At 68.3% G+C, this 24,728-nt stretch carries 24 protein-coding genes and 1 tRNA gene; 13 read left to right on the plus strand and 12 right to left on the minus strand.

The annotated features are described in order from the left end of the window. Positions 1-14: 14 nt before the first annotated feature. The gene (gene gndA / locus ID810_RS06350; protein ID WP_166854955.1) at positions 15-1,508 is read right to left on the minus strand and encodes an NADP-dependent phosphogluconate dehydrogenase; all 1,494 of its coding nucleotides are present in this window, start codon (positions 1,506-1,508) and stop codon (positions 15-17) included. Between the two features lie 394 nt (positions 1,509-1,902). Here gndA and zwf point away from each other — a divergent pair, with 394 nt between their 5' ends. The 5 genes from zwf (at position 1,903) to ID810_RS06375 (ending at position 6,933) form a co-directional block, all read left to right on the plus strand. Further along, entirely contained in the window at positions 1,903-3,399 is a 1,497-nt protein-coding gene (zwf, locus tag ID810_RS06355; RefSeq protein ID WP_196781536.1) for a glucose-6-phosphate dehydrogenase, read from the plus strand. After that, complete coding sequence (locus ID810_RS06360) at positions 3,396-4,340, plus strand: glucose-6-phosphate dehydrogenase assembly protein OpcA (RefSeq protein ID WP_166854953.1); 945 nt, start codon at positions 3,396-3,398, stop codon at positions 4,338-4,340. The genes zwf and ID810_RS06360 overlap by 4 nt, the downstream gene beginning before the upstream one ends. A 41-nt stretch (positions 4,341-4,381) precedes the next feature. Next, positions 4,382-5,311 (plus strand): aldo/keto reductase, encoded by a 930-nt coding sequence (locus ID810_RS06365; protein ID WP_166854952.1) that lies wholly within the window; start codon positions 4,382-4,384, stop codon positions 5,309-5,311. Positions 5,312-5,442: 131 nt separating this feature from the next. Then, positions 5,443-6,453 (plus strand): HNH endonuclease family protein, encoded by a 1,011-nt coding sequence (locus tag ID810_RS06370; protein WP_235931438.1) that lies wholly within the window; start codon positions 5,443-5,445, stop codon positions 6,451-6,453. 9 nt (positions 6,454-6,462) lie between these two features. Next, complete coding sequence (locus tag ID810_RS06375; protein ID WP_166854950.1) at positions 6,463-6,933, plus strand: RNA-binding S4 domain-containing protein; 471 nt, start codon at positions 6,463-6,465, stop codon at positions 6,931-6,933. Positions 6,934-6,957: 24 nt separating this feature from the next. Here the strand turns inward: ID810_RS06375 and ID810_RS06380 are convergent, their stop codons facing one another. Beyond that, entirely contained in the window at positions 6,958-7,821 is an 864-nt protein-coding gene (locus tag ID810_RS06380; RefSeq protein WP_235931419.1) for an HAD family hydrolase, read from the minus strand. 308 nt (positions 7,822-8,129) lie between these two features. On the opposite strand from ID810_RS06380, the gene ID810_RS12450 reads away from it, so the two are divergent. Then, positions 8,130-8,477: an anaerobic C4-dicarboxylate transporter family protein gene (locus ID810_RS12450; RefSeq protein WP_235931418.1), complete on the plus strand. Its 348-nt coding sequence runs from the start codon at positions 8,130-8,132 to the stop codon at positions 8,475-8,477. 467 nt (positions 8,478-8,944) lie between these two features. Here ID810_RS12450 and ID810_RS06390 read toward each other — a convergent pair whose 3' ends face one another. The 4 genes from ID810_RS06390 to ID810_RS06405 form a co-directional block, all read right to left on the minus strand. Further along, complete coding sequence (locus ID810_RS06390) at positions 8,945-9,592, minus strand: lantibiotic dehydratase (RefSeq protein ID WP_166854949.1); 648 nt, start codon at positions 9,590-9,592, stop codon at positions 8,945-8,947. 70 nt (positions 9,593-9,662) lie between these two features. Beyond that, positions 9,663-10,919, minus strand: coding sequence for an MFS transporter (locus ID810_RS06395; RefSeq protein ID WP_166854948.1), 1,257 nt, complete (start codon positions 10,917-10,919; stop codon positions 9,663-9,665). Between the two features lie 53 nt (positions 10,920-10,972). Then, positions 10,973-11,497: a GNAT family N-acetyltransferase gene (locus ID810_RS06400; RefSeq protein ID WP_166854947.1), complete on the minus strand. Its 525-nt coding sequence runs from the start codon at positions 11,495-11,497 to the stop codon at positions 10,973-10,975. 595 nt (positions 11,498-12,092) lie between these two features. Next, entirely contained in the window at positions 12,093-12,923 is an 831-nt protein-coding gene (locus tag ID810_RS06405; protein ID WP_166854946.1) for an aldo/keto reductase, read from the minus strand. A 61-nt stretch (positions 12,924-12,984) separates the two neighbouring features. Between ID810_RS06405 and ID810_RS06410 the strand changes: the two genes are divergently transcribed. Both ID810_RS06410 and ID810_RS06415 read left to right on the plus strand, forming a co-directional pair. Continuing rightward, positions 12,985-14,766, plus strand: a complete 1,782-nt coding sequence (locus ID810_RS06410) for a glycoside hydrolase family 2 protein (protein ID WP_166854945.1) — start codon at positions 12,985-12,987, stop codon at positions 14,764-14,766. A gap of 150 nt (positions 14,767-14,916) precedes the next feature. Then, positions 14,917-15,522 carry a DNA-3-methyladenine glycosylase I gene (locus ID810_RS06415; RefSeq protein ID WP_166854944.1) on the plus strand — a complete coding sequence of 202 codons (606 nt, stop codon included), beginning with the start codon at positions 14,917-14,919 and terminating at the stop codon, positions 15,520-15,522. Between the two features lie 6 nt (positions 15,523-15,528). On the opposite strand, the gene ID810_RS06420 is transcribed toward ID810_RS06415, so the two are convergent. Next, positions 15,529-16,173 carry a TetR/AcrR family transcriptional regulator gene (locus ID810_RS06420; protein ID WP_166854943.1) on the minus strand — a complete coding sequence of 215 codons (645 nt, stop codon included), beginning with the start codon at positions 16,171-16,173 and terminating at the stop codon, positions 15,529-15,531. A gap of 142 nt (positions 16,174-16,315) precedes the next feature. On the opposite strand from ID810_RS06420, the gene ID810_RS06425 reads away from it, so the two are divergent. From ID810_RS06425 to ID810_RS06440, 4 genes are all read left to right on the plus strand, one after another. After that, on the plus strand, positions 16,316-16,855 hold the full coding sequence (locus ID810_RS06425) for an HXXEE domain-containing protein (RefSeq protein WP_235931417.1): 540 nt from the start codon (positions 16,316-16,318) through the stop codon (positions 16,853-16,855). 55 nt (positions 16,856-16,910) lie between these two features. Next, positions 16,911-17,678, plus strand: coding sequence for a formylglycine-generating enzyme family protein (locus ID810_RS06430; RefSeq protein WP_235931416.1), 768 nt, complete (start codon positions 16,911-16,913; stop codon positions 17,676-17,678). A 437-nt stretch (positions 17,679-18,115) separates the two neighbouring features. Beyond that, positions 18,116-18,700: a type IV toxin-antitoxin system AbiEi family antitoxin domain-containing protein gene (locus ID810_RS06435; protein ID WP_166854942.1), complete on the plus strand. Its 585-nt coding sequence runs from the start codon at positions 18,116-18,118 to the stop codon at positions 18,698-18,700. Next, the gene (locus ID810_RS06440) at positions 18,697-19,566 is read left to right on the plus strand and encodes a nucleotidyl transferase AbiEii/AbiGii toxin family protein (RefSeq protein WP_166854941.1); all 870 of its coding nucleotides are present in this window, start codon (positions 18,697-18,699) and stop codon (positions 19,564-19,566) included. Before ID810_RS06435 ends, ID810_RS06440 begins: the two co-directional genes overlap by 4 nt. 472 nt (positions 19,567-20,038) lie before the next feature. On the opposite strand, the gene ID810_RS06445 is transcribed toward ID810_RS06440, so the two are convergent. From ID810_RS06445 to pgi, 4 genes are all read right to left on the minus strand, one after another. Then, positions 20,039-20,638, minus strand: coding sequence for a WYL domain-containing protein (locus tag ID810_RS06445; RefSeq protein ID WP_166855096.1), 600 nt, complete (start codon positions 20,636-20,638; stop codon positions 20,039-20,041). A 213-nt stretch (positions 20,639-20,851) separates the two neighbouring features. Next, on the minus strand, positions 20,852-21,082 hold the full coding sequence (locus ID810_RS06450) for a helix-turn-helix domain-containing protein (protein WP_166854940.1): 231 nt from the start codon (positions 21,080-21,082) through the stop codon (positions 20,852-20,854). Between the two features lie 182 nt (positions 21,083-21,264). After that, positions 21,265-21,338: transfer RNA gene (locus ID810_RS06455), tRNA-Pro, on the minus strand. 220 nt (positions 21,339-21,558) lie between these two features. Further along, complete coding sequence (pgi, locus tag ID810_RS06460; protein WP_166854939.1) at positions 21,559-23,214, minus strand: glucose-6-phosphate isomerase; 1,656 nt, start codon at positions 23,212-23,214, stop codon at positions 21,559-21,561. Positions 23,215-23,611: 397 nt separating this feature from the next. Between pgi and ID810_RS06465 the strand changes: the two genes are divergently transcribed. Then, positions 23,612-24,148, plus strand: a complete 537-nt coding sequence (locus ID810_RS06465) for a VOC family protein (RefSeq protein WP_166854938.1) — start codon at positions 23,612-23,614, stop codon at positions 24,146-24,148. Between the two features lie 37 nt (positions 24,149-24,185). Here the strand turns inward: ID810_RS06465 and ID810_RS06470 are convergent, their stop codons facing one another. After that, entirely contained in the window at positions 24,186-24,581 is a 396-nt protein-coding gene (locus ID810_RS06470; protein WP_166854937.1) for a VOC family protein, read from the minus strand. Between the last annotated feature and the right edge of the window lie 147 nt (positions 24,582-24,728).

Consider the following 24,728-nt stretch of genomic DNA (forward strand, 5'->3'; position numbering starts at 1 on the left):
CGGCTCCACGTCCGTCAGTCCCACTTCTCTTCGGCGCGGCCGTCCTCAGCCCACAGCACGTGATAGACGCCGGTGGGGTCGTCCGTGCGGTGGTAGGTGTGCGAGCCGAAGAAGTCACGCTGGCCCTGGATGAGGGCGGCGGGCAGGCGCTCGGCGCGCAGCTGGTCGAGGTAGGCCAGCGAGGAGGCGAAAGCGGGTGCCGGGACACCGGCCAGCGCCGCGGTGGCGACCACCTCACGCCATGCGGGCAGGACCGACTCCAGGGCGGTGGCGAAGGTCGGTGCCACGAGCAGGGAGGCAAGAGCCGGCTCGGCCTCGTAGGCGCGGGTGATGTCATCGAGGAAGCGGGCGCGGATGATGCAGCCCCCGCGCCAGATGCGGGCCATGGCCCCCAGGTCCACGTCCCAGCCGTAGGTGGTCGAGGCCGTGGCGATCTCGTCAAAGCCCTGGGCGTAGGCGGCAATCTTCGAGCCGTAGAGGGCCTGGCGGACGGCGTCGATGAAGGACTGACGCTCCTCGGCGGTGTCGTAGCCGATCTCGCGGGCGCCCGAGTCCAAGGCGGCCTCGCGCACGGCCCGGCGCTGAGCGGACGAGGAGGAGGCGGCGCGGGCGAAGGTCGCCTCGGCGATGGCCGGGACGGCCACACCCAGCTCGAGGGCGCTCTGCGTGGTCCACGAGCCCGTGCCCTTCTGCCCGGCCGCGTCAACGATGACGTCAACGAAGGCGGCACCGGTGGCGGGGTCCACACGCTCAAGGACCTCGGTGGTGACGTCGATGAGGTAGGAGTCGAGCTCGGAGTCCTTCCAGGAGCGGAAGACGGCGGCGATCTCGGGCACGCTGAGCCCGCCGACGTGACGCAGGAGGTCATAGGCCTCGGCGATGAGCTGCATGTCGGCGTACTCAATGCCGTTGTGGACCATCTTGACGAAGTGGCCGGCGCCGTCGGGACCGACGTGGGTGCAGCACGGCGTACCGTCCACGTGGGCGGAGATGGACTCGAGCATGGGGCCCAGGCGGTCGTAGGACTCCTGGGTGCCGCCGGGCATGATCGAGGGCCCCAGCAGCGCGCCCTCCTCACCGCCGGAGACACCCATGCCGACGAAGTGGATGCCCTGCTCGCGCAGGGAGGCCTCACGGCGCTGGGTGTCCTTGTAGAAGGTGTTGCCGGCATCGACGATGATGTCGCCCGGCTCGAGCAGGGCGCGCAGCTGCTCGACGACGGCCTCGGTACCGGCACCGGCCTGCACCATGATGATGGCCACGCGCGGGCGGCGCAGGGAGGCGACGAAGTCGGCGAGCTCGCTGGCGGGCACGAAGGCCCCCTCGTCGGCGTAGCGGGCCATGAGCCGCTCGGTGCGCTGGTGCGAGCGGTTGAAGACGGCGACGGCGTGGCCGTGACGGGCCAGGTTGCGGGCGAGGTTCGCTCCCATGACGCCGAGGCCGTAGACGCCGATGTCGGCGCTCGCGGGGGCCGGGGTAAAGGTCGTGGCGGCACTGGTCGCGCTCATGGGCTGGCCTCTTCCTACTGGTGTTCCAACTGGTGCTGGCGGCGGGGCTGAGGCCCGCAGCGGTTGCGCGGGCTCTGCCGGGATCCGGTCGGAGCCTAACGCGGGTGGGACCCCAGGACGATGGACGCATGAGGGTTGGGACTCAGGACGAACTTTCGCGCACAGCGGACCTTCTCGCAGGATGAACGGACCAAGGCCCCTGTCACGCCGGAGGTCTGCCTTTTTGCCCACGATTGTGACGCCAAAACCGCCAAGGCCCCTGTCACGCCGGAGGTCTGCTGCTCAGTACAGTGGGGCGGGCACGCGCACCGTGCGCGTCGCATACTGTCGCGTACTAAGGAAGGCTGATGTGAGCGCCCCCGACAACCCGCTCCTGGACCCCCGCGACCTGCGCATGCCGCATGTCGCGGACCCGTGCGTGCTGGTGATGTTCGGCATCACCGGGGACCTGGCGCGCCACAAGCTGCTGCCGGCGATCTACGACCTGGCCAACCGGGGCCTGCTCTCCCCCGCCTTCAGCCTCGTCGGCGTCGGCCGCCGCGACTGGGACGATGACGCCATGCGCGCCTACGTGCGTGCCAGCGTCGAGGCCTACGCGCGCACCGCCTGGCACGAGAGCATCTGGGAGCAGCTGGCTGCGGGGATGCGATTCGTCACCCTGGACTCCTTCGAGGACGAAGCCGCCTACGCCCGCCTCACCGAGGTGGTGGAGGACCTGGACGCGACGCGGCTCACGCGCGGCAACCGCGCCTTCTACCTGTCGATCCCGCCGGCCTGGTTCCCCGCCGTGACCAAGCGGGTGGCCGCCTCCGGGCTCGTGGACGCCTCCGGCAATGCCTGGCGGCGAGTGGTCGTCGAGAAGCCCTTCGGTCATGACCGCGCCTCGGCTGCCGAGCTCGACAGCCTGGTCTCGCGCATCGTGCGTCCCGACGACGTCTTCCGCGTCGACCACTACCTGGGCAAGGAGACGGTCCAGAACATCCTGGCGCTGCGCTTCGCCAACACGATCTTCGAGCCGCTGTGGAACCAGCGCTACGTCGACCACGTGCAGATCACGATGGCGGAGGACATCGGCATCGGCTCGCGCGCGGGCTACTACGACTCCATCGGCGCGGCCCGTGACGTCATCCAGAACCACCTCCTGCAGCTGCTGGCCCTGACCGCGATGGAGGAGCCGACGTCGATGAGCGCTGCCGCCGTGCGCGCGGAGAAGGAGAAGGTCCTGGCGGCTGTCCGTCTTGAGCGCGGCGGGGTCCTCGACCTGTCGGCCACCACGGCCCGTGGTCGCTACGCCGCCGGCTTCCAGGGCGGTGCGGCGGTGGCCGGGTACCTCGAGGAGGACGGCGTTCCCGACGACTCGACGACGGAGACCTTCGCGGCGCTGCGCCTGGAGATCGCCAACCGGCGCTGGGCGGGTGTGCCCTTCTACCTGCGCGCCGGCAAGCGCCTGGCGCGGCGGGTGACCGAGGTCGCCGTCGTCTTCCGCCAGCCGCCCTTCCTGCCCTTCGACGCCGCCTCGACCGCCGCCGTCGGCGCCAACGCCATCGTCGTGAGGATCCAGCCGGACGAGGGTGTGACGATGCGTCTGGCCTCCAAGGTGCCGGGCACCCAGATGGAGCTACGCGACGTGCTCATGGACTTCGCCTACGGCGGCTCCTTCAACCAGGAGTCCCCGGAGGCCTATGAGCGTCTCATCCTCGACGCCCTGCTGGGTGACGCGCCCCTGTTCCCGCACCAGCGGGAGGTGGACCTGTCCTGGAAGATCCTCGACCCGGTCATGGAGCACTGGGCGCGCTCAGGGGCGCCTGAGGACTACCGGCCGGGCTCCTGGGGCCCGCACAGTGCCCACGACCTGCTCGCCCGCGACTCGCGCACCTGGAGGCGCTCATGATCACCACGCTCACGGCCGCATCCACCGAGCGCATCGTGTCCGAGCTGCTGGACGCCGAGGGGACGATGGGCGGCTCCCGGGTCCTCACGCTCCTCATCTCGACCCATGCCGCGGACCTGGAGGAGGCGCTGACGGCGGCCCACGGCGCCTCACTGGACCACCCGAGCCGGATCATCGCCGTCGTCCACCCCGAGGACGGGGCGGGCAGTGACGATGGTGCGGACACCCTGGACGCCGAGATCCGCGTGGGTCACGACGCCGGGGCGGGCGAGACTCTCGTGCTGCGCCCCCACGGTGCGGCCGCGGCGCACCCGGACACGCTCGTCGTGCCCTTCCTGCTGCCGGACGTGCCGGTGGTCACGTGGTGGCCGACGACGATGCCGGCCTGCGCCGCCCAGGACCCGCTGGGGCGCCTGGCCTCGACCCGTATCACCAACGCCCCGGCCCAGGCCGACCCCGCGGCCGCACTGAGCGCGCTCGCCCCGAGCCACGCACGCGGCGACATCGACCTGGCCTGGACCCGGATGACCCTGTGGCGGGCGATCGTCGCCGCCACCCTGGGGCCGGTGCTGCGCGAGCACGAGGTCCGCAGCGTCACGGTGGCCGGTGAACGTGCGAACGCCTCTCTGTCCCTCATGTTCCACTGGCTGCGCCTGCGCTTGGGCGTGCCGGTGGAGCGTGTGGACGTCGAGGACTTCTCCGGGATCGCCCAGGTGGCGGTGGCGACCTCCGGTGGGACGTGGAGCATCGAGCGCGCGGACCAGGAGCGGGTACGCATCTCCTCCCCCGACGCCGCGCAACCGCAGATCGTCACGATGCCGCGCCGTGAGCCGATCACGACGCTCAACGAGGAGCTTCGCAGGCTCAGCCCCGACGTCGTCTACGAGGAGGTCCTGGCTGCGCTGGCGGCGGACCACCGGGCCGCGCACATCGAGCGCTGACGATCCTTCCAGGGTGAGGCGAACCTCGTTAGCGTGGGTGCATGAGAACCTTCACCCTCGGCGCCAGCGGGCCCGTCGTGCCCAACATCGTCCTCGGGCTCATGCGCATCAAGGACAAGAGCGACGCGGAGATCCGCGAGCTCGTCTCCACCGCCCTCGACGAGGGCATCACGATGTTCGACCACGCCAACATCTACGGCTCCGACCACGCCTGCGAGGCCCGCGCCGGTGCCGCGCTCGACTGGTCCGCGGCCGAGCGCGAGAAGGTCATCCTCCAGACCAAGTGCGGCATCGCCGACCCCTCCGTCTGGTTCGACTTCTCCGAGAAGCACATCCTCGACAACGTCGACGCCTCCCTCAAGGCTCTGCGCACCGACTACATCGATGTGCTCCTGCTCCACCGCCCTGACTCCCTCGTCGAGCCCGAGGAGGTCGCCTCCGCCTTCGACACGCTCGCCGCCTCCGGAAAGGTCCGTCACTTCGGCGTCTCCAACCACACCCGCGGTCAGCTCGAGCTCCTGCGCGCCACGATCGACCAGCCTCTCCTGGCCAACCAGCTGCAGCTCTCCCTCACGCACGCCCACCTCGTCGCCGAGGGCATGACCCAGAACATGCAGCACGAGCAGTCCGTGGTGCGCACCGACGGGATCCTCGACTACTGCCGCCTGACCTCGACGACGATCCAGGCCTGGTCGCCCTACCAGTCCGGTGACGGCTCGGGGCCCTTCATCGGCAACCGCGAGCAGTACGCCGAGCTCAACGACGTCCTCGACCGTCTCGCCGCGACGTACGGGGTGACCCCCGACGGGATCGCGGCGGCGTGGATCACCCGCCACCCGGCCAACATGCAGGTGGTCCTGGGCACCACCCGGCCCGAGCGCGTGCGTGCTGCGGCCGCCGGCTCGGAGCTGAGGCTCGGGCGCGAGGAGTGGTACGAGCTCTTCCGTGCCGCGGGACACATCGTCCCCTAACTGGCCCCTAACTGTCCCGTGACTGTCCCTGACCATCCCCTCATCGGCCCCTGACCTGTTGGCTGCCCGGGCCGGGGCCTCGGCCTGGGGATCGTGTCCGAGGCAGCCTCTAGCCTGGAGACATGACGAGGATGAGGTTCGTGGCCGTCCTCTGTGCCCTGGCCGCTGTACTGGCCGGAGTGCCGGCGGCCGCGCTGGCCACCGTGCTGGCCGTCCCGGCGGCGCTTGCCGACGAGGCGCCGGCCTGGGACGAGCGGGGCGAGGCCGTCCTCAGCAGTGCGGAGGCCCTGGAGGCTCTGGCACTGCTGCCCGACGACAACCCCGCCCCGGTCTCCTGGGCCGAGGGCGGCTCGCGCACGGGGTGGTTCGGCGAGTCCTGGGAGGACGTCGACGGCGACGGCTGCGACACCCGCAACGAGATCCTCGCGCGCGACCTGACCAACGCCGACTACTCGCGTGCCGCAGGCATCCAGACGGTGGAGCAGGGCGTGGGCGAAGGGGCAGGTGTGTGCCCCAACGCCACGGTGTGGTTCGGCACGCTCCACGACCCGTACACCGGCGCGACCATCACCTTCACCCGGGGTGCGGACACCTCCGCTGAGGTCCAGATCGACCACGTGGTTGCGCTGAACTACCTGTACGCGCACGGCGCCTGGGCCTGGGACGCGCGCAGACGGCTGCTGGTCGCGAACGACCCGCTCAACCTGCTCGCCGTGGACGGGCAGGCCAACCAGGACAAGGGAGCCTGCGGGCCCGCAACCTGCCCGGTGGGATCCACGGGGACGAACTCCTGGAACCCGTCCGGGGGCTCGGGCTGGTGGCCCGAGGATGACGGCTACCGCTGCACGTACGCCGCACGCTTCGTCTCCGTGCTGGCCGCCTACGAGGTGGGCGTGCCCGAGGCGGACACGGCCGCACTGCGCGAGGTGCTCGAGGACTGTGTGGCCGGTGGGGATGGCGCGGGCAGTGCGCTCGGCGAGGCTGAGCGGGTCGTCGGGGCGGTCGGCCACGGGCTGACGGAGCGTCCGGGACTCCTGGCCATGGCCGCCGTTGGCGCGGCGCTGCTCGTGGTGGGCATTGTGCCGCGCGTCGGTCGGCGGCGAGACCTGCGGCGGCGCCGGGCGCGGGCGCAGCGCCGTTAGGATCCCGGCATGACGAGCCAGGATTCGAGGATCGCGCAGGCACGCCTCGCCGCCGCCGAGGCCGGTGACCCCGCATCGGTGCGGGTGGATGCGTGGCTGTGGAGCGTGCGGCAGGTCAAGTCGCGTGCGGCGGCCACGGCGGCCTGCAAGGCGGGGCACGTGCGGGTCAACGGTGAGACCGCCAAGCCGGCGCAGCGCATCACCGTCGGTGACGAGATCCGCTACCGGGTGGCCGGCTTCGACCGTGACCTCGTGGTGCTGCGTCTGCTGTCCAAGAGGGTCGGCGCCCCCATCGCCCGCACCGCCTACCTCGACCGCACTCCCCCACGGCCCTCACCGCTGGAGGCCCCGGCGGCGATCGTGCGCGACCGGGGTGCGGGCAGGCCCACGAAGAAGGAGCGTCGGGCGCTTGACCGGCTGCGGGACACCGGCCCCGCCGTCGACATCGAGCGGATCCTCGACGCAGACCAACGAGCCTGACGGGACTGGCGGGACCGGCGGGCCTCAGCGTCCGGCGGGCAGGCGGTTGAGCAGGAGGTTGACCGTGCGCACGACGCCGTCCTCGGTGTTGGCCGGCGCGACGTACTGCGCGGCCTGAAGGATCCCGGGGTGGGCGTTGGCCATGGCGAAGCCCAGCGTGGAGTGCGCGTACAGCTCGAGGTCATTGAGGTAGTCGCCGAAGACGGCCGTCTGCTCGGGGCCCACCCCCAGGTGCTTCTGAATGATGCTCAGCGCACGCCCCTTGGAGCCGGCCGGGTTCATGACGTCGGTCCACTGCAGGCCGGAGGCGACGGTCCGCACATCGGGGACGGCCGCGCGCAACCGCGGGCCCGACTCCTGCTCCGCCACCCCGAAGTCGTAGACGGCGACCTTGAGGACGTCGTCGAGGTCCAGCGCCGTCAGGTCGGGTACGAGGGCGCGCTGCTCGTAGTAGTTGGCGACTTGGGCGGCAAACCGCTCGTCCCCGCGCTCGATGTAGGCCATGTGCCGGGTGGCGACGACGGCGCCGACGTCACCGCCGCGGGCGAGCAGGTCACGCACGGCCGCGATGACGCGCAGGACCTGCTCACGGCTGAGCAGGTCCGAGTGGAGCTCGACGCCACCGACGAGCGAGAACAGGCCGTTCTCCGGGATGACGGGTCCGTCGTCGATGCCGGGGCCCAGCACGGCGCGCAGGTTGGCCAGCTGGCGGCCAGAGGCCGGGCAGAAGGCGACGCCGTGGGCACGCATCCGATCCATGAGGGCGGTGATCCCGGCGGGCGGGCGCGAGTCCTTGTCAAGGAGCGTGCCGTCCATGTCGGTGACGACCAGCCGCAGGTCGATCTCTGCGGGCAGGTCGGCGGCGGGGGTGGGCTGGATGGACGTCATGGGGTGATCCTCCCCCGCCATCGGCTCCGACGGCGCCGGGCGGGCCGGAACGTGACCGATGCCGCCGCCCCGTGGCGGGACCAGCTACCACGATGCGGTCACGGCGGGCGCCGATAGGTGAGACATCTCGATGAATCGAGCGGCACGCAGGCAGCACACCCTATCGTTATAAGAGCGCACTATGGGCAATGTCACACGTGCTGTGAGTGTGAGTCCCCCGCACTGCCACTCGGACCTCACCCGTGCTCAGCGGTGCGCAGCCCTCGGAGGCGACCGAGCGCCTCCCCGAGTCAAAGGAGACCCCAACCATGATCTGGTTCCATCTCATCGTTGTGCTCGTCTTCATCGTCATCGGTGCGCGCCTGGGCGGCATTGGCATCGGCCTGGCCGGTGCCGCGGGCGTGCTCGTGCTGACCGCCACAGGCGTGCCAACCTCAACCGAGGACATCCCGTGGGACGTCATCGGCATCATCATGTCCGTCATCTGCACGGTGGCCGCGCTCGAGGCCGTCGGCGGTGACGTACGGTTCAGCCCCTCGTCGCGCGAGCACCGCCCATCGCTTCTGCAGTTCTCATTGGCCGACGGTCGCGAAACTTGGGGCCTCACGAACTCCACGAGCCAACTGGTCGGTGAGCATAAAGAAGAGCCGTTCTAGGGACATCTGCTGGCCACCAGCGTTCGCCACCGCCTTGGTAAATACCTCCTCCGCGAGATGCGCGAACGTACGCCCGACAGGTCGATGTACCAATCGGCTGCCCGAAGCATGATAGCCAGAGGCCGGTCCCAGAGGTCAAGATAATCTTGGCCGATGACGAACTCCACGTTACGTGTCGAATCTTCGTACACCAAGCCCCTGCCGGCGTATTGCTCGCCTGGTCGGCGCCACGCGTCAGACTTCGTCAACTGATTGAATCTGTCCCCGAGCAACTCCTGTAGCCGGGCCACAGCGTTTGCGTCACCTCGCGCGTGTTCGAGTTCTGTACGCAAGGCCGTGAACGGTTGCAGTAAGCGTTGACCGCGGCGGCGGACTTCGGTATCGGGAACCTCCGCCAGCCATTGGTCGAGGTAGCGGAGGCCGTCCTCGTTGATATCTGGGGCGGGGATGCAAGTCAGGTGGCCCTGTCACACTAGCCTAGCAATAGCGAGAGCGACCTCTTCAAAATCATCACCGGTCTCTTCCCGTAGATGACAGGCAAGTTCGCCGATGGTGTCGAACTCCCCTTGAAGCTCCAAGATCCGTGTCTCGAGGCCGTTCGGATCATGTTGATGGCGCGGCGCATGCCTTGGCGACGTCCCATGCGCTATGAGGGGCAGGTAAGGGAAGATACCAAGAACGGAGGCCAAAACGCGAGCCAACTCGTCTACCGTCCAAGACTCGAAATAGACTTCACGCTGCTTAAGGGTCGGCTCGTCAGCCACAAAGGAGGTATGCATCGACTGATCGACCGTTCCCCAGCAAAGAGAGCCAAAGAATCCTATGGTGTCGTTCCTTGCAACATATCGCGAGATGTAGGCGAACAGCGCGGCGGCGCGGCGTCGGTTTTTGCTATTGTTGATCGGTTCGAGAGTTGCCAAGTTGTTCTTCCAGATGCGTGGATTTTGCCACGCCAACGCCTCACCGACGGGTGTCTCGCGGAAAATTTGCGCCACCCGCGCGATGAACAGTTCGTCTGCGTCCTGGGCGGCCTCGGAGCACTGCGTTGCGTGCGTGGGCCGCTGGATGCGCAGGGCATGCAAAGTGGCCACCGGAAGACCAGCGCTGCGCAGCAAACAGTCGCTTCGGTACCGCACGCGTCGTGGAGCTGGGACCGTTGACGTTGTTCCACTCAGGTTCGCGATGTTAGCAATCACGTCGGAACTCCGTCATGCGTTGCACCTTTCGGATCGGGGAGACAAGGATCCAGAGAGACGAAAGGCAAGCAATCGAACCTGATGCGATCAAGGATCCGCGGATCTCAAAGAATATCATGGATGAGGCGGCGAAGAAGCTTCCCAAGGGGGCGGTTCCCAATACAATCACGCGACTGGAGACGCCGACTCGACCTAGGATGTCCGGCGATGTGCCGGCCTGTCGTAACGTAAATACGGTGATGTTATATACAGTGACTGAGATCGACAGGACTCCTTGAAGCAGTCCTCCCACGAGAAGGGCGGTGCGTGGGCTGAGTAACGCCATTGCCGCGATACTGCATCCCGCCAGAATTGCTGGCAGCCAGATCGCGGCACCAATACCAATTCTTGCAACGACCTTCTCCGCAAAGATGGCGGCCAGGACGGCTCCAATACCGCCCATTGCAAGAACCAAGCCGACAATGCCTTCGCTAACACCGAGTTCCTGCAACAAAAAGGGAAAGAACACGGGCTGCAGCATACCGTAGGCGAAATTAAATGTTGCCGTACAAGCGATGGTGCTCCGCAGTTCGCGCTGGTGCCAAAGCTCCGTGAACCCATCCTTCAGTTCCCGCATGAGATTAGGCTGTCTTCCAGGCGCCACCGCGCCGGTGACTCGGGCTGCGTCGATCGCGTGGCAGCCGAACAGCGGGGCGGCGGCCAGAAAGTAGCCGATCGACGTGACACCGGCCGCTACTTGGCTGCTCAACCACTGGGTCATCGTTCCTGCAAGCGCCGGGGCGCCGATTTGGGTCGCGGAGTCCACAGCGAGCAACTGGGAGTTACGCGCGAGAAGGGCTTCCTCCGATGCGATGGTGGGGGTCAGTGCTTGGGCCGCTGCATCGGCGAAGACGCCACACGCGCCGGCGATGACGCCAAGCAGGATGAGCATAGGAGTGTTGACGACGTGGAAGAGGCCCCCGATAGGCAGCGCAAGGAATGCCGCCGCGCGTAGCAAGTTGGCGGTCGTGATGACTGATACTCGGTTATACCGATCGGCCACGACACCCGCCAGGAGGCCGAAGGCCACCAGTCCGACAGACTCAGCGGACGTGACGGCACTCGCTTGCCATCCGGTTGCGCCGAGGGTACCTACCGCGATGAGCGGCAGGACGACGTCAGCGACCCCCTGCGCGAGTTCTCCGAAGCCGGAGGTCGCGGCTACTCGCCAAAACATGCTATTAGGAGTTCCGGACGTGGTAGTCATGCAGTTCTCATCAATGGCCTGGGTTTAAGTGTGCTTGGGACGAGGTCAGCGACTCAGGTGCCTTGTCTCGTCTCTACGAATTTCATCTCTACGAAGTCATATTCGCCACCATTGGTCACCTGCGTGAAGTGGCGAATGACCTTGAACCCAATGGATTCATACACCCTGATGCCACGCCGGTTGAATAATGCTACCGACAAGCGAATCTCCATGCCCGAATACTCTTGTTGGATCCACTTCAGATTGCCCCTCATGAAGTTGCGGCCCAGGCCGCGGCCCGTGAGGTCGGGGCGCAGCCCCAGTCCGATCTCCACGCAGTCACCCTCTTCGGCAACACGACCGGAAAGGAAACCGATCAATTGACCGCCCTGCCGCACCTGTAGGAAGAAGTTGGGCCACAGTTCCGGAGTCACAAACTCCTGATAATCTTCCGGATCCGCGGTCATGTTGTAAAAGTCGTAAGGAGGCGAGTATTTCCAGTTATCGGCGATAACTCTCGCCGTTTCCATGTCCATAGGCGTGTAAGTCAGGTCCTGATTGGTTCGATCAGGTGCCACTGAGAGCAAACCGTAGTTCATTTAAATCTCTCTCCTGGGAGGTGAAGGGAATAGAAACATCATGGGGCTAAATGGCTACAGGAGACAACGCTGATCGTTGCCGACTCTCGTTGGACCAAGACCTCGATATCGGCGGAACACGATCCGTCCTTGGACGGCGGGAATGCGGGAGCCATCTCGGCGGTGAGCAGCCTAATCCAAGGGATCCGGGGATCGGCCTCCACTACCGAGAGATGGACGCCCGGACTCTCGTCTGCCCACGTCCCAGGGCTCGACGGGCGAAGCTCAGCCGATATCACGTCGAAGGTCCAACGCTCGACGCGGTGGTGGTCACCCCCCCCCAGTTCGGGTTTGGGAGGTCGGCATGCAGATGTTTGACAACACGCTGCCTTACCCCAACGCTGCAAGTGCTCGCAGAGGCGCTCGTACAAGAGCTCTGGCGGACACGAGAACTCAAGGCGCCACCCGCCGGGCGCCACGGATACTCGGTCCGTCCTCTACGATGGACAGGTAGCCGGCAGCCCGGTCACGACGGAACTCCCTGACGACGCCGTCTCAGACCACTCAGCGGGCAGGTCGGTGGCGGGGGTGGGCTTCACCGGAGTGGACCTGGTACTCACATCTCCTCATACACGGCCGGGTCTTGGCCCTTGAGCCGCCCGTCGGGCCGCCCGAGCGCCGTGAGGGCGGCAACCTCCTCAGCGGTGAGGACCACGTCCGCAGCCGCCAGGTTCTCGGCCTGGCGCTGCGGGCTGCTCGACTTCGGGATCGGGGTGACCCCGCGGGCCACATGCCAGGCCAGGACCGCCTGGGCGGGTGTGACGCCGTGCGCCTGGGCGACGGCGGCGACCACCGGGTCCGTCAGCAGCTCACCGGAGCGGCCGATGGGGCTCCAGGCCTCGGTGAGGATGCCGCGCGAGGCGTCGTAGGCGATCTGCTCCGTGTTGGGGAAGCGGGGGTGGGACTCGATCTGGTTGACGGCCGGCAGGACGCCGCTCTCGTCCTCCAGGCGCGCGATGTGCTCGGGCAGGAAGTTGGAGACGCCGATGTGGCGCACGAGGCCCTGCTCGCGGGCCTCGATGAGGGCGCGCCACGTGTCGACGTAGAGGTCCTGTGCAGGGTTGGGCCAGTGGATGAGGTAGAGGTCGATCGGACCGATGGGCCGCATCCTGGCGGCGGACTCCTCCACGGCCCACAGGGCGCGGTCGCGTCCGAAGTGGCGCCCGGGAACCTTGGAGGTGACGACCAGCTCCTCGCGTGCAGCGTGTCCCTCATCGACGGCACGGGCCACGCCCTCGGCCACGATGCCCTCGTTCTCGTAGGAGAAGGCGGAGTCGATGAGCCGGTAGCCGACGGCGATCGCCGAGGTGACGGCCCGGCCGTCCTCGCGTCCGCGCAGGTTGTAGGTGCCCAGTCCGATGGCGGGAAGATGCAGGTTCTTGCTCATGCCCTTAAGGCTATGCGGCCATGGCTGCATAACATGAGGGTCCGGCACCGAGAGGAGCACCATGGACGCTCTGGACGTTCAGCACCCTGACCCGATGCTCGAACGCGCCGCGTTCGTGCCGCTCGACGGCTGGTGGGAGCACGTGGTCCTGCCTGGAGCGGACCTCGACCGCCAGGACCTGCCCGAGCAGGGGTGGGCGCCGGTGCGCGTGCCCTTCGCCGTCGAGACCCGCGACTCCGGTGTGGAGCGGGCGCTGCAGCCTGACAAGACGCTGGTCTACCGCCGTCGGCTCGAGGTCCCGGCCACGTGGGCCGGGCGCCGGCTACGGATCGTGCTCAGCGCAGTGGACCACTCCTGCCAGGTGAGAGTCGGCGGCCGGGTCGTGGCCGAGCACGTGGGCGGGTACCTGCCGGTCGAGGCGGTGCTCAGACCCGACGTGGTGGCGGCCGGTGTCGCGGGCGGCCTGGAGTTGACGGTGCTCGTCACCGACCCGACGGACACCGCCTCCATCCAGCGCGGCAAGCAGGTGCTCAACCCGCGCACGATCTGGTACACGGCAACCTCCGGCATCTGGGGCACGACGTGGATGGAGCCCGTGCCCGAGGTCGCCGTCACCGGCCTGCGGGTGGAGCCCCTGCCCGGGCTCGACGGCTTCCGCGTCCGGGTGGACACCGACGCCGCCCGGCCCGCGGACTGCGAGCTGAGCCTCGTCGCTCCCGACGGCGAGCGGACGGTCACCAGGGCGCGCACCGGCACCTGGTTCCTCCGGCCGGTCGACCGCCCCCAGCTGTGGAGCCCCCGCTCCCCCGCCCTGTACCGGGTGCGCGTGCGCGTCGGCGAGGACGAGGTGTCCAGCTGGGCGGGCCTGCGCACGGTGGGACTGACCCCCGGGCGCGCCGGCGTCCGGCGTCGTCGGATTGTGCTCAACGGGCGGCCGGTGCTCGTCAACGCGCCCCTGTCCCAGGGCTACTGGCCGTCCTCGGGCATGACCCCGCCCGACGAGCAGGCCATCGAGCACGACCTGCGCACGCTCAAGGACATGGGCTTCAACGCGGTGCGCGTGCACGTCAAGGTTGAGAGCCGTCGCTTCTACCACCTGTGCGACCGGCTGGGGCTCATGGTGGTGCAGGACATGGTCTCTGGCGGCCGCCCGCCGCTCGGGATCCAGGCCTCGGGCGTCATGCAGGCGCTGGGGTACACGGTGCCGGACCGCTCGCGTCTGTTCCGCCAGTGGACCGGGCGTGGCAAGGCGGCGGACCGTGCGCAGTTCGCACGCGAGCTAACCGCCATGGTGCGCCACCTGCGCGGCCACCCCTCGATCATCATGTGGGTGCCCTTCAACGAGGGCTGGGGGCAGTTCGACAGCCGTCGTGCCGAGGCGGCCGTGCGACGCCTGGACCCCACGCGCCTGGTTGACGCCGTTTCCGGCTGGTTCGACCAGGGGCGCGGGGACCTGCGCTCGCGCCACCGCTACGTGCTGCGGCTGCGCCGGGCGCCCCGGTATGACCGCCGCCCCTTCTACCTCTCCGAGTTCGGGGGCCTCAACCTGGCGGTGCACGGGCATGTGTGGGACGGCGAGGGGCTGGACGCGCAGTTCGGCTACGGGTTCAGCGCCGACGCCAAGGAGCTGGCTCGGGCGATGACGCGCCTGTACCGCGAGCAGCTCGTGCCGCTGGCCGCCCACGGGCTGGCGGCCTGCACGTACACGCAGGTCAGCGACGTCGAGCGTGAGACGAATGGGCTCATGACCTACGACCGCGAGGTGGTCAAGGTGGAGCCGGCACTCATGGCGCGGCTCAACGCGGAGCTCGAGGAGGCCTTCCGTGGCGCCCTCGTCAGATGAGGCGACGAGCACGAGTGCCCCTGCCTGGCCGTCGCGGTGGGTGCGCTGGCCGGTGGCCGTGCTCGCGCACCTGAGCGGGACGGCGGGCGGACGGCACCACTCGCACGCCGGGCGCTTGCGCACGGCCCCGTCGGTTGCGAGGGTGGGGGCATGAGTGACCTGGTCATCGGTCAGGACGGGCTGGCACGACCGGTCTGGGCGGCCTCGGACCCGCTGCTGCGCGAGTACTACGACACCGAGTGGGGCGTACCGGTACGCGACGAGCGGGGCGTGTTCGAGCGGCTGAGCCTGGAGGCCTTCCAATCGGGGCTGTCCTGGCGCACGATCCTGGCCAAGCGCCCGGCCTTCCGTGAGGCCTTCGAGGACTTCGAGCCCTCCGTCGTGGCCGCCTTCGGACCCGAGGACGTGGAGCGGCTCATGGGTGACGCGCGCATCGTGCGCAACCGGGCCAAGATCGAGGCGACCGTGGGCAATGCACGGGCCGCGCTCGCCCTGCGCGAGGCCGACGACGTCGTCGGCGCCCTGGCCGGGCTCGTGTGGTCCTACCGTCCGCGTACGCAGCCGGCACCGCGCACGCTCGCGCAGGTTCCCACGCGCTCAGCGGAGTCCCAGGCCCTGGACCGTGAGCTGAAGAGGCGGGGCTTCCGTTTCGTCGGGCCGACGACGGCCTTCGCGCTCATGGAGGCGATCGGTCTGGTCAACACCCACCTTGTCGGGTCCTGGCGGCGCGAGGTCGTCGCCGCGCTGCGCGGGTAGCTCCGGCTACGGCAGGCGGGCGGTAGCGGCGCCGCCCGGCTCACCGTCCGGCTCGCTGCGCGCGGGGCGAGGAAGGGTGCGTCGGGCGACGGCCTCGGCGACCTCGAAGGTCTCCTCCAGGTCGGCGGTGTGCCCGAGGTAGTTCATGCGGTAGGCGACGGTGCCCAGCATCATGTCGACGCTGGTGACCGGGTCGGGACCGGGCCACTGCCCGATGGCCTGGGCGCGCCGCACGGCGGCGATGGCGCCGGAGCGCAGGGGGGCGATGACACGCTGGCGGTAGGAGGTGGCCGCCTCGGGGTGCGAGGCGAGCTCGATCGCCAGCTGCGGCAGGGCCGGCGCCAGCGGGGAGGAGACGAAGGCGGTGTGGGCCTTGACGATGATCTCGGTGAGGTCGGCCAACGGGTCCGGTCCCGCCACGCACTCGCGGGGCCCCAGGGCCGCGTCCACGGCGTCGACGGCGAGTTCGGCGAGCGAGGGCCAGCGGCGGTAGATCGTCGACTTCGGCACGCCCGAGCCGCGGGCGACCTCGTCGGCGCGTAGGCCGCGCAAGCCCTTGGCGGCGAGCAGTGCGAAGGTCTGGGCCAGGATCCGCTCGTCCAGGGAGGCGTCCCGGGGGCGACCGCCCCCGGGACGCTGCCGTGCGGGCATGTCATCACCTCCGTCCGGTCGCGTCCGCCTGCTGGCTCGTACGCCCGCATCCTCTCAGAGGGCGGGGCTTCGCGACACCACTAGTTCCGCTACCAATGGTAGCGAGACTACGTGAGTTACGCTACCATCAGTATCGGAAGCGGTGACGAACAGCCTCCAGGAGGGCGCGGTGGACACGGTGGATCTGGCGACCTCAGGACTCTTCTTCTCCTGGCTCGCCCACGACGTCGAGGAGCTGGTGACGATGCCGGGGCGGCCGCCCCCCTTCGTCGGCTCAGCGCCCTGGCTGCCCCGGGAGCTGCGCGAGCACGGACCGACACGCGCTCACGTCACCCTCGCCATCAGCGCTGTCGGCGTTCTCATGGCGGCCGCCTCCGTCGACGGCTACCGCACCCGTGGGCGTTCGGCCTTCTACCAGTCGGTGCTCTACGGCTACGGAATGCACGGCGTGCTCCACCTGGCGTCGGCGGCCGCCGCATGCCGCTACACCTGTGGGAGTGCCACGGCACTGCCCATTGTCCTTCCCTTTTGGGCCATGGCCAGCAAGGCGCTCAAGGCCGACGGCGTGGCTCTCAAGCCTCACCTGTGGACAATCCCCGCATTCCCCGTCTTCGGGCTGGCGGTCCACTCGGCCGCCTATCTCGCCACGCGCAAGCGGTCTCACACCCCGCGGGCTGCCTGAGCCCCTGGAACTCGCCTCCCCTGAGAGGGCAGCGGCCTGCGGCTACGATCGCAGGGTGTCTGTGCTCGCGCCCACGATGGTTCCGGTGCCCGTCGGGACCGTCGTGCTGCGCGACGCCCGGACGAGGACCGAGCGCGAGGTACAACTGCTGCCCTTCCGTATCGCCGCCACCCCGGTGACGTGGGGGCTGTACTCGCACCTGCTGGGGACGGCCGTGCCCAACGGCGAGGAGGCGGACGCGCCCGCGCAGTCGGTGTCGTGGACCGATGCCGTGTCCTGGTGCAACGCCCTGTCTGCCGAGACTGGACTCGCTCCGGCCTACGAGGTCGACGAGGCCGGGGTGCATTGGGACGTCAGTGCCGACGGGTTCCGGTTGCCCACTCAGGCCGAGTGGGAGCATGCCTGCCGGGCGGGCTCAACGGGCCCGCGCTACGGCGCGCTCGAGGCCATTGCCTGGAGCGATGGCGACGCCGTCGCCGGTGCGCAGCCTGTGGGGCGCAAGCAACCCAATGCCTTCGGCCTGTTCGACATGCTCGGCAACGTGTGGGAGTGGTGCTGGGACTACTCCGACCCCGCCCGCTACGCCGACTACCGTGTGCTGCGCGGCGGCGGGTACGCGGACAAGCACTGGAGCGTGCGTGCCTCGGTGCGCCGGGGCAGCATGCCGGGCGCGCAGCTGGACGACGTCGGGTTCCGTGTTGCGCAGGGGCCTGTCGGCGAGGCCGGTGCCCACGCCGGGCAGGGCTGGTCACAGCAGGCCGATGAGGACCGCGCGGCCATTGGTGGCCCGCGGCCTGTCGGCTGGACACCGCTGCGCAGCTGAGCGCACTACGGACCGCATCCGTTCTTGGTCCCGGAGACGATATGATCCGGAACCTCGATCGTTGAGATTCCGGGCTTTTCGTCGGGCTGGCGGGATTTGAACCCATGACCCCTTGGAGGTTACTGGCATCTGCCGGACTCCACCGATCGTCTCGGGAACTCGCGGACTCCCTTGTGTTGACAGGGAACCGGGCGGTTCGCTAGGTCCGAGCGTAGCCGGTTGGTGGCGGACCGTGGCGGGTGATTGAGATGGGTTCCCGAAGACTTCGCCGCAAGGCTCGAATCAAGAACACGCGAGAGCCGGCTGGCTCGTCCGAGCGGGCCACGCGGGAGGCTTTTTTCGCAAATCCGGTCACCGGATCGCGCTGCGCCCCACCCGACAGAATCCATCACAGGTATGCTCTATCTGTCATGGATTCCGCTGACGAGGAGGTAGTGATGGACACCGCGACGCTGCCCGATCTGTTCCGCTATGACGACCTGGCGCTGCAGGGCCTCACCCGGCATGGCCTCGACCGGCTGATCGAGGCCGGAGAGTTCGAGCGCGTCGCCCCCGGTCTGTTCATACGGTCGGGACTCGCGGACGACACGACGGCGGCGTGGATCGCGATCGCTGCGAAGAAGCCAGACGCAACGTTGTGCCTGCTCACGGCACTGTCATTGCACGAGTTGACCGATGAGATCCCCGCCCGGAGCGACATCGCCATCCCGCGCGGCACGCAGCCGGTCACCATCCATCACGCACCCATCGCCTGGCACCGCTTCGACACCGACACGTTCCGCATCGGCCGCGGCGAACATGCCCTGCCGGGCGGGCGATCCATCGGTCTGTACACAGCCGAGCGCACTCTGATCGACCTGTTCCGGCTGCGACACACCTGGGGCAGTGACCTTGCCCATGGCGCGCTGAAGCGGTGGCTGCGCGGGCATGGCAACAACAGCCCCGGCACATTGCTGGCGCTCGCGGAGAGCTTCCCGAAAGCTCGCCCCGCGATCCAGCAGGCCTTGGAGGTGCTTCTATGAGCCCGAAGCCGCAGCACGGCACCCCGGCGGGCGACGCGACCATCGCCATTCACGGTCTCGCCCGGCGGACCGGCGCGGACGTACAGGAACTCATGACTCTGTACGCGCTCGATGGACTGCTGGCGCGGATCGCGCGCTCTGAGTACCGAGAGGACTTCGTCCTGAAGGGCGGCGTCCTGCTTGCCGTGTTCAACGCGCGTCGCCCCACGAAGGACATCGACCTGCAGGCCACCCGACTCACCGGCAACCCCGCGGAGGTCGCAGAGCGCGTCCGCGTCATCGCTGCGCTGGATGTTGCCGACGGGCTCGTGTTCGATCCTGCCAGCGTCGCCGCGACGATGATCCGTGACGAGGACGAGTACGCCGGGGTTCGAGTGAAGCTCACCACGAAGCTCGGCACCGCCCGACTGACGATCGGCGTGGACGTGAACTTCGGCGACCCGATCTGGCCCGCGCCGCGCCTCATCGAACTGCCCCGCGTCGTGCCTCTCGATCTGCCAGCCATGACGTTGCTGGGCTACCCACTGACGATGGTGCTCTCAGAGAAGATCGTCACTGCCTTCGATCGTGGCATCGCCAACACCCGTTGGCGCGACTTCGCTGACGTCTACACGCTCATCAGGCTCCACCCGGTCGACGCGGACGAACTCCGCACGTCGATAGAGACCGTTGCCAAGTACCGCAAGGTCGCACTTGCGCCTCTGTTGCCTGCGCTCGCGCCAATGAATGAACGAGCGCAGCAGAAGTACCGTGCGTGGCGCACCCGATCCCACCGTGAAGACGAACTCCCGACAGCGTTCGCCGACGTACTCGCCGCTGTCGCGCGCTTCGCCAATCCGGTACTGTCAGGCACGGCGACAGGATGATGGAACCCGCACCTCAGCGCCTGGGAGTGAACGGCCGACTGATGACGATAACCAGCTCGCTTGGGTTGCGCTTCGGGCAGGTTCACGCAGCAAGCTTGTGGAAACCGACCCCGCGTTGTTCGGACCGCCCGACATGAAATCGGTCATCCGTCATGTCTCAACTCTAGGATTCGTCATCCCTGAAATCGATGATGCGTCATCTTCGCGAGGGCCCCTTCCTCAAGCCCGAGGACAAAGTGGACATCGCTGCACACTCACACGAACGGGCCACGCCTCTTGCAAATCGAGGTTTCGACCCATCGGTTCCAGCTCAACGAGAACACTTCCAGCGACGCTCGGTGCAGCGCCAACCGTCGCCCACGGGTCGCTTCTCCTCGATCTGCAAGAGGCGTGGCAGCTCCAGGGCAACTCCAGAAGGTGGCCATAGCAGGCTGAAAGCCCGGGTGCTCAGAGGCGACCGCACGGAGCGGGATCAGGAGCGGTACAGCGTGGCGATCTGGTCGATGTTGTCCAGGAGCTTGGTTTTGATGTCGTCGGGGGCTTCGACGCGGACGTCAGAGCCGAGACGCAAGAGGACAGTGACCGCGTGCAGGTCATCCATGAACTCCAGGCGCACCGACCGCCACCCCTCACCCGGCGGGCTCCCGGCCGCATCCATCGGGCTGGAGCAAATACTCCACTCGCGCGCGTCATCCCACCGAGCCGCCCGGGCCCAGGCATCAACACTGACAGGAGTGAACTGGTTGAGGAACCGAGCGCGGTGATCCCGCCATGCTTGGGCCACATCCAGCTCAGGACCGGAGCACGGTTCAGCCAACAGGGCGGCGTGCTTGATACGGACTGCCTTGAAGAACCGCACCGTCTCCTCGCCGCTCGCGCACAGATACCAGTCGCTACCGGCCGACACCAGACCATGCGGCTCCACCACCAGCTCTTTGTCAAGACCGGCAGCACGAGCGTACGCATGTTGCGCTCGTAGAGGTTGCGCGTGGTCTTGGAGAGTCTGTCTTCCAGCTCGATGTCCTCCAGCCAGTAGGAGACCAGATCGGTCAACGGGCTGTCTGCCGTCAATGTCGAGAAGGTCGGCTGGAACAGGCTCCGCTCAGCAAGCTTTGCCTTCAGCGTCCGCTCGGCCTGCTTCCGGGTATCGCCGGTGGCCTGCACAAGCCGACTCTTGCCGTCCCAGTCGCGATACCGAGCGCGAGCCACGACGCGGCCGTTCGGGCCCGTCCGAAAGCCGATGTCGCCGAAGGTGCCGATGGTCAGGCGCTGACGTGCCACACGATCACCTCCCCTGAGGAGAGGACACGTCGCGTTGCTCTTCGATCCAGCTACGCACGTCGGAGACGGCGAACTTCAGATGCTTGCCGAAGCGATACACGCGGGGTCCAAGGCCGCGGGTCCGCCAGTCGTAGACCGTCGAGACCGGAACGCCGAGATAGGCCGCCAGTTCGCCGACGTCGAGCAGGGACTCCAGGCCCCAGGGGTGGTCTGTCGTGAAGTGTTCGATGCTCATGTCGAGCAGGTGCGAAGCACCCACCCACAACCATCGGAATCAACCAGAGCGGTCGCGCCCCTGCCAGAACGCAGCAGCCGCAGAGGGGCGCAGGGAGGTCAAAAAGATAGGTTTGTGATGACCGGATCAAATCTCACCAACTGGAAAGTCCCGGAAACCCTTGAGTTTCCGGGACCTCTCGGTCGGGCTGGCGGGATTTGAACCCACGACCCCTTGACCCCCAGTCAAGTGCGCTACCAAACTGCGCCACAGCCCGTACCTCGCGGACTGCATCCGCTCGGAACGAGAAGAACCCTAGCCCATCGGAGCCCCGGGGCCGAAATCGGTGGGCGGTGACGCCCATCACCGCCCACCGTTCTCAGGTGTCCCTGATACTCAGGCTGAGGCGTTCCACTCCCTCATGCCGCCCGAGAACCGGACGCGATACGGTCACGCAACTCCTGCGCGCTTACATCCTCCACGGCTCGCGTCCCGTCTCAATGGCGCTCGGCGCGGTAGCGGCGGATGAGCTGCTGCGTCGAGGCGTCCTGGGCCTCCAGCGCGGCCTCGTCGCCCTGCACGGCTGGAGCGATCTCCAGGGCGAGCTTCTTGCCCAGCTCGACGCCCCACTGGTCGAAGGAGTCGATGCCCCACACGATGCCCTGAGTGAAGGTGATGTGCTCGTAGAGGGCAATGAGCTGGCCCACGACGCTCGGGGTGAGCGCGGGGGCGAGGATCGACGTCGTCGGCCTGTTACCGCTGAAGACGCGCGCCGGGACGATATCCTCGGGCGTGCCCTCGGCGCGCACCTCCTCGGCCGTCTTGCCGAAGGCCAGCGCCGCGGTCTGGGCGAGGTAGTTGGACAGGAACAGCTCGTGGACGTCCACTCCCCCGTCCTTGGTGGGGTGGGCGGGGTTGGCGACGGCGATGAAGTCGGCGGGGATGAGCTGGGTGCCCTGGTGGATGAGCTGGTAGAAGGCGTGCTGGCCGTTGGTGCCCGGCTCGCCCCAGAAGATCTCACCGGTCTCGGTGGTCACCGGGGAGCCGTCCCAGCGCACGGACTTGCCGTTGGACTCCATGGTCAGCTGCTGGAGGTAGGCGGGGAAGCGGTGCAGGTACTGGGCGTAGGGCAGTACCGCGTGGGAGGCGGCCTTGAAGAAGTTGACGTACCAGACGTTGAGCAGGCCCATGAGCATGGGGACGTTCTCAGCGGGCGCCTTGGTGGCGAAGTGCTCGTCGACGGCGCGGAAGCCGGCGAGGAAGTCGGCGAAGCTCTCCGGGCCGATGGCCACGGCCAAAACGGTGCCGACGGCGGAGTCCACCGAGTAGCGGCCCCCCACCCAGTTCCAGAATCCGAAGGCGTTGTCCGGGTCGATGCCGAACTCGGCGACCTTGTCCAGGGCGGTGGACACGGCAACGAAGTGCTTGGCGACGGCGCCGTCGGTGGGGATGCCCTTGGCCTCAAGCGCGGCGAGGAACCAGTCGCGGGCCATGCGCGCGTTGGTGAGGGTCTCCAAGGTGGTGAAGGTCTTGGAGGCAATGATGAACAGGGTCGTCTCGGGGTCGAGGTCCTTGACCTTCTCGGCGCAGTCGGTGGGGTCGATGTTGGAGATGAACCGGGCGGTGAGCCCCTCCTGGACGTAGGGCCTCAGGGCCTCGTAGACCATGACGGGGCCGAGGTCGGAGCCGCCGATGCCGATGTTGACGACCGTCTCGATCGGCTTGCCGGTCACGCCCGTCCACTCCCCCGAGCGCACGCGCTCGGCGAAGGCGTAGATCTTCGCCAGGGTCGCGTGGACGTCGGCGACGACGTCCTGGCCGTCGACGGTGAGGGTGTCAGTGGCGGGGCGGCGCAGGGCGGTGTGGAGGACGGCCCGGTCCTCGGTGACGTTGATGTGCTCGCCGGCGTACATGGCGTCGCGCCGGCCGGGCACGTCCACCTGCTCGGCCAGGGCGACGAGGGTGTCACGGACCTCGTCGGTCAGGAGGTTCTTCGACAGGTCGACGAAGAGGTCGCCGAGCTCGTAGGAGAAGCGCTCGGCACGGCCGGGGTCGGCGGCGAACCAGGCGCGCAGGTCGGGGGTGAGAGAGTCGTGGAGGGCGGTGAGCGCCGCCCAGGCGGGTGTGGTGGTGGGGTCAACCGGAGTGAGCATGGAGTCAGTCTACGGTTCCTCTTCCCCACTGGCACCGACCGCTCGAGACCGGAGATCCTTGCGTCATCATCCGCAACAGCGACGGCGTACCAGCTGCGACGGGTCCTGGCAGCCATCGCCCACCTCGAGGAGAAGTGATGACCGAGCACTACGCGTATTGCGTACGTTGGTCGGCGGAGGACGGCGAGTACCTCGCGACGGTCGCTGAGCTCCCGTCTCTCTCCTGGCTGTCTCCCAGCCCAGAGCAGGCCTTCGCGGGCCCGCGCACGCTCGTTGCGAACGTCGTCACAGACATGGCACACAGTGGTGAGGAGCCTCCCGCTCCTCTGGCCGAGCGCTCACTCGGGACGGTTCGTCGTGCGGGTTCCGAGCGAGTTGCACCGCCTAGCGTCGCCGCATGAGCAGCACGCAGGAGGTGCCCCGCACCGGGGCCACCGGACAGTACAGCACCGACGGCCGACCGCACGGCTCGACGAACCTCACCCCCTTCCTCGTCCTCGCCGGCGCCCGTGGGGCCATCGACTTCTACCGTGACGTCTTCGGCGCCAGGGTCGTCGACGTCACCGAGATGGGCGGCGTCGTCGCGCACGCCGAGCTCGACTTCGGTCATGGCAAGCTCCAGCTCGGCGCTCCCCTGCCCGACTACGGCCTCGTACCCCCGCCCGACGGCGAGGAGGTCTGCTACTCGATGGGCCTGTACTGCCCGGACGTCGACGCCGTCGTCGAGGCCGCCGTCCGGGCCGGCGCGCTCATCCGCAAGCCCGTCGCGACCTTCGTGTCCGGCGACCGCTACGCCTCCCTGCGCGACCCCTTCGGCGTGCGATGGTCGCTCATGACCCGAGTCGAGGACATCTCCGAGGCCGAGAGCGCCCGCCGCGTCGCCGCCTGGGCGGCCGAGCAGTCAGCCACCCAGGACTGCGGCTCCCCCGCCTGACTCGACCGGCGGGGAAGCCAGCCGCGCCTCGGGCGTCTCAGGACGGCGCCTGCCCCACGGGGCCGTTATGGCAGACGACCTCAAGGTTGTGCCCGTCGGGGTCGAGGACGAAGGCGGCGTAGTAGCCGGGGTGGTAGTGGGCGCGCTCCCCAGGGGCGCCGTTGTCCCGACCGCCCGCTGCCAGGGCCGCCGCGTGGAAGGCGTCCACCTGCTCAGGGCTGGTGGCCGTCAGCGCCAGGTGGAGGGGCGCGAAGCTCTCACCAGGCGTGAGCCACAGGTCTGGGAGAGCCTCGCCCGCCTCCCCCGGGGCTCCCAGGGCAGACACGGGCCCCATCTCCATGACGACGGTGTAGCCGAGCGGGGCGAGGGCCTTGGAGTAGAAGTCGGCTGAGACGGCGGGCACGGCGACGGGCACCGACATGTGATCAATCATGCACCCAATTTTAGCCAAGAACCGACCACCGTGTGACGTTGATAACTCTAGTCCTGGGCCGGGCGGCGGGGGCCCCGCCCCGGTAACTGCGCCGATGGATGGCAGTGTGCGACGGACGAGCGCGTGCTCAAGTTGGCCGTCGGCGTC

The organism is Actinomyces respiraculi, from assembly GCF_014595995.2.
GTDB lineage: Bacteria > Actinomycetota > Actinomycetes > Actinomycetales > Actinomycetaceae > Actinomyces > Actinomyces respiraculi.

Coding starts and splice junctions, on each gene's coding strand:
- ID810_RS06405 (WP_166854946.1), bottom strand. CDS start 12,923: ATGAGCAAGAACCTGCATCTTCCCGCCATCGGACTGGGCACCTACAAC.
- ID810_RS06410 (WP_166854945.1), top strand. CDS start 12,985: ATGGACGCTCTGGACGTTCAGCACCCTGACCCGATGCTCGAACGCGCC.
- pgi (WP_166854939.1), bottom strand. CDS start 23,214: ATGCTCACTCCGGTTGACCCCACCACCACACCCGCCTGGGCGGCGCTC.
- ID810_RS06400 (WP_166854947.1), bottom strand. CDS start 11,497: ATGAACTACGGTTTGCTCTCAGTGGCACCTGATCGAACCAATCAGGAC.
- ID810_RS06370 (WP_235931438.1), top strand. CDS start 5,443: ATGAGGTTCGTGGCCGTCCTCTGTGCCCTGGCCGCTGTACTGGCCGGA.
- ID810_RS06360 (WP_166854953.1), top strand. CDS start 3,396: ATGATCACCACGCTCACGGCCGCATCCACCGAGCGCATCGTGTCCGAG.
- ID810_RS06440 (WP_166854941.1), top strand. CDS start 18,697: ATGAGCCCGAAGCCGCAGCACGGCACCCCGGCGGGCGACGCGACCATC.
- zwf (WP_196781536.1), top strand. CDS start 1,903: ATGCCGCATGTCGCGGACCCGTGCGTGCTGGTGATGTTCGGCATCACC.
- ID810_RS06395 (WP_166854948.1), bottom strand. CDS start 10,919: ATGACTACCACGTCCGGAACTCCTAATAGCATGTTTTGGCGAGTAGCC.
- gndA (WP_166854955.1), bottom strand. CDS start 1,508: ATGAGCGCGACCAGTGCCGCCACGACCTTTACCCCGGCCCCCGCGAGC.
- ID810_RS06435 (WP_166854942.1), top strand. CDS start 18,116: ATGGACACCGCGACGCTGCCCGATCTGTTCCGCTATGACGACCTGGCG.
- ID810_RS06470 (WP_166854937.1), bottom strand. CDS start 24,581: ATGATTGATCACATGTCGGTGCCCGTCGCCGTGCCCGCCGTCTCAGCC.
- ID810_RS12450 (WP_235931418.1), top strand. CDS start 8,130: ATGATCTGGTTCCATCTCATCGTTGTGCTCGTCTTCATCGTCATCGGT.
- ID810_RS06415 (WP_166854944.1), top strand. CDS start 14,917: ATGAGTGACCTGGTCATCGGTCAGGACGGGCTGGCACGACCGGTCTGG.
- ID810_RS06420 (WP_166854943.1), bottom strand. CDS start 16,173: ATGCCCGCACGGCAGCGTCCCGGGGGCGGTCGCCCCCGGGACGCCTCC.
- ID810_RS06380 (WP_235931419.1), bottom strand. CDS start 7,821: ATGACGTCCATCCAGCCCACCCCCGCCGCCGACCTGCCCGCAGAGATC.
- ID810_RS06450 (WP_166854940.1), bottom strand. CDS start 21,082: ATGAGCATCGAACACTTCACGACAGACCACCCCTGGGGCCTGGAGTCC.
- ID810_RS06465 (WP_166854938.1), top strand. CDS start 23,612: ATGAGCAGCACGCAGGAGGTGCCCCGCACCGGGGCCACCGGACAGTAC.
- ID810_RS06365 (WP_166854952.1), top strand. CDS start 4,382: ATGAGAACCTTCACCCTCGGCGCCAGCGGGCCCGTCGTGCCCAACATC.
- ID810_RS06375 (WP_166854950.1), top strand. CDS start 6,463: ATGACGAGCCAGGATTCGAGGATCGCGCAGGCACGCCTCGCCGCCGCC.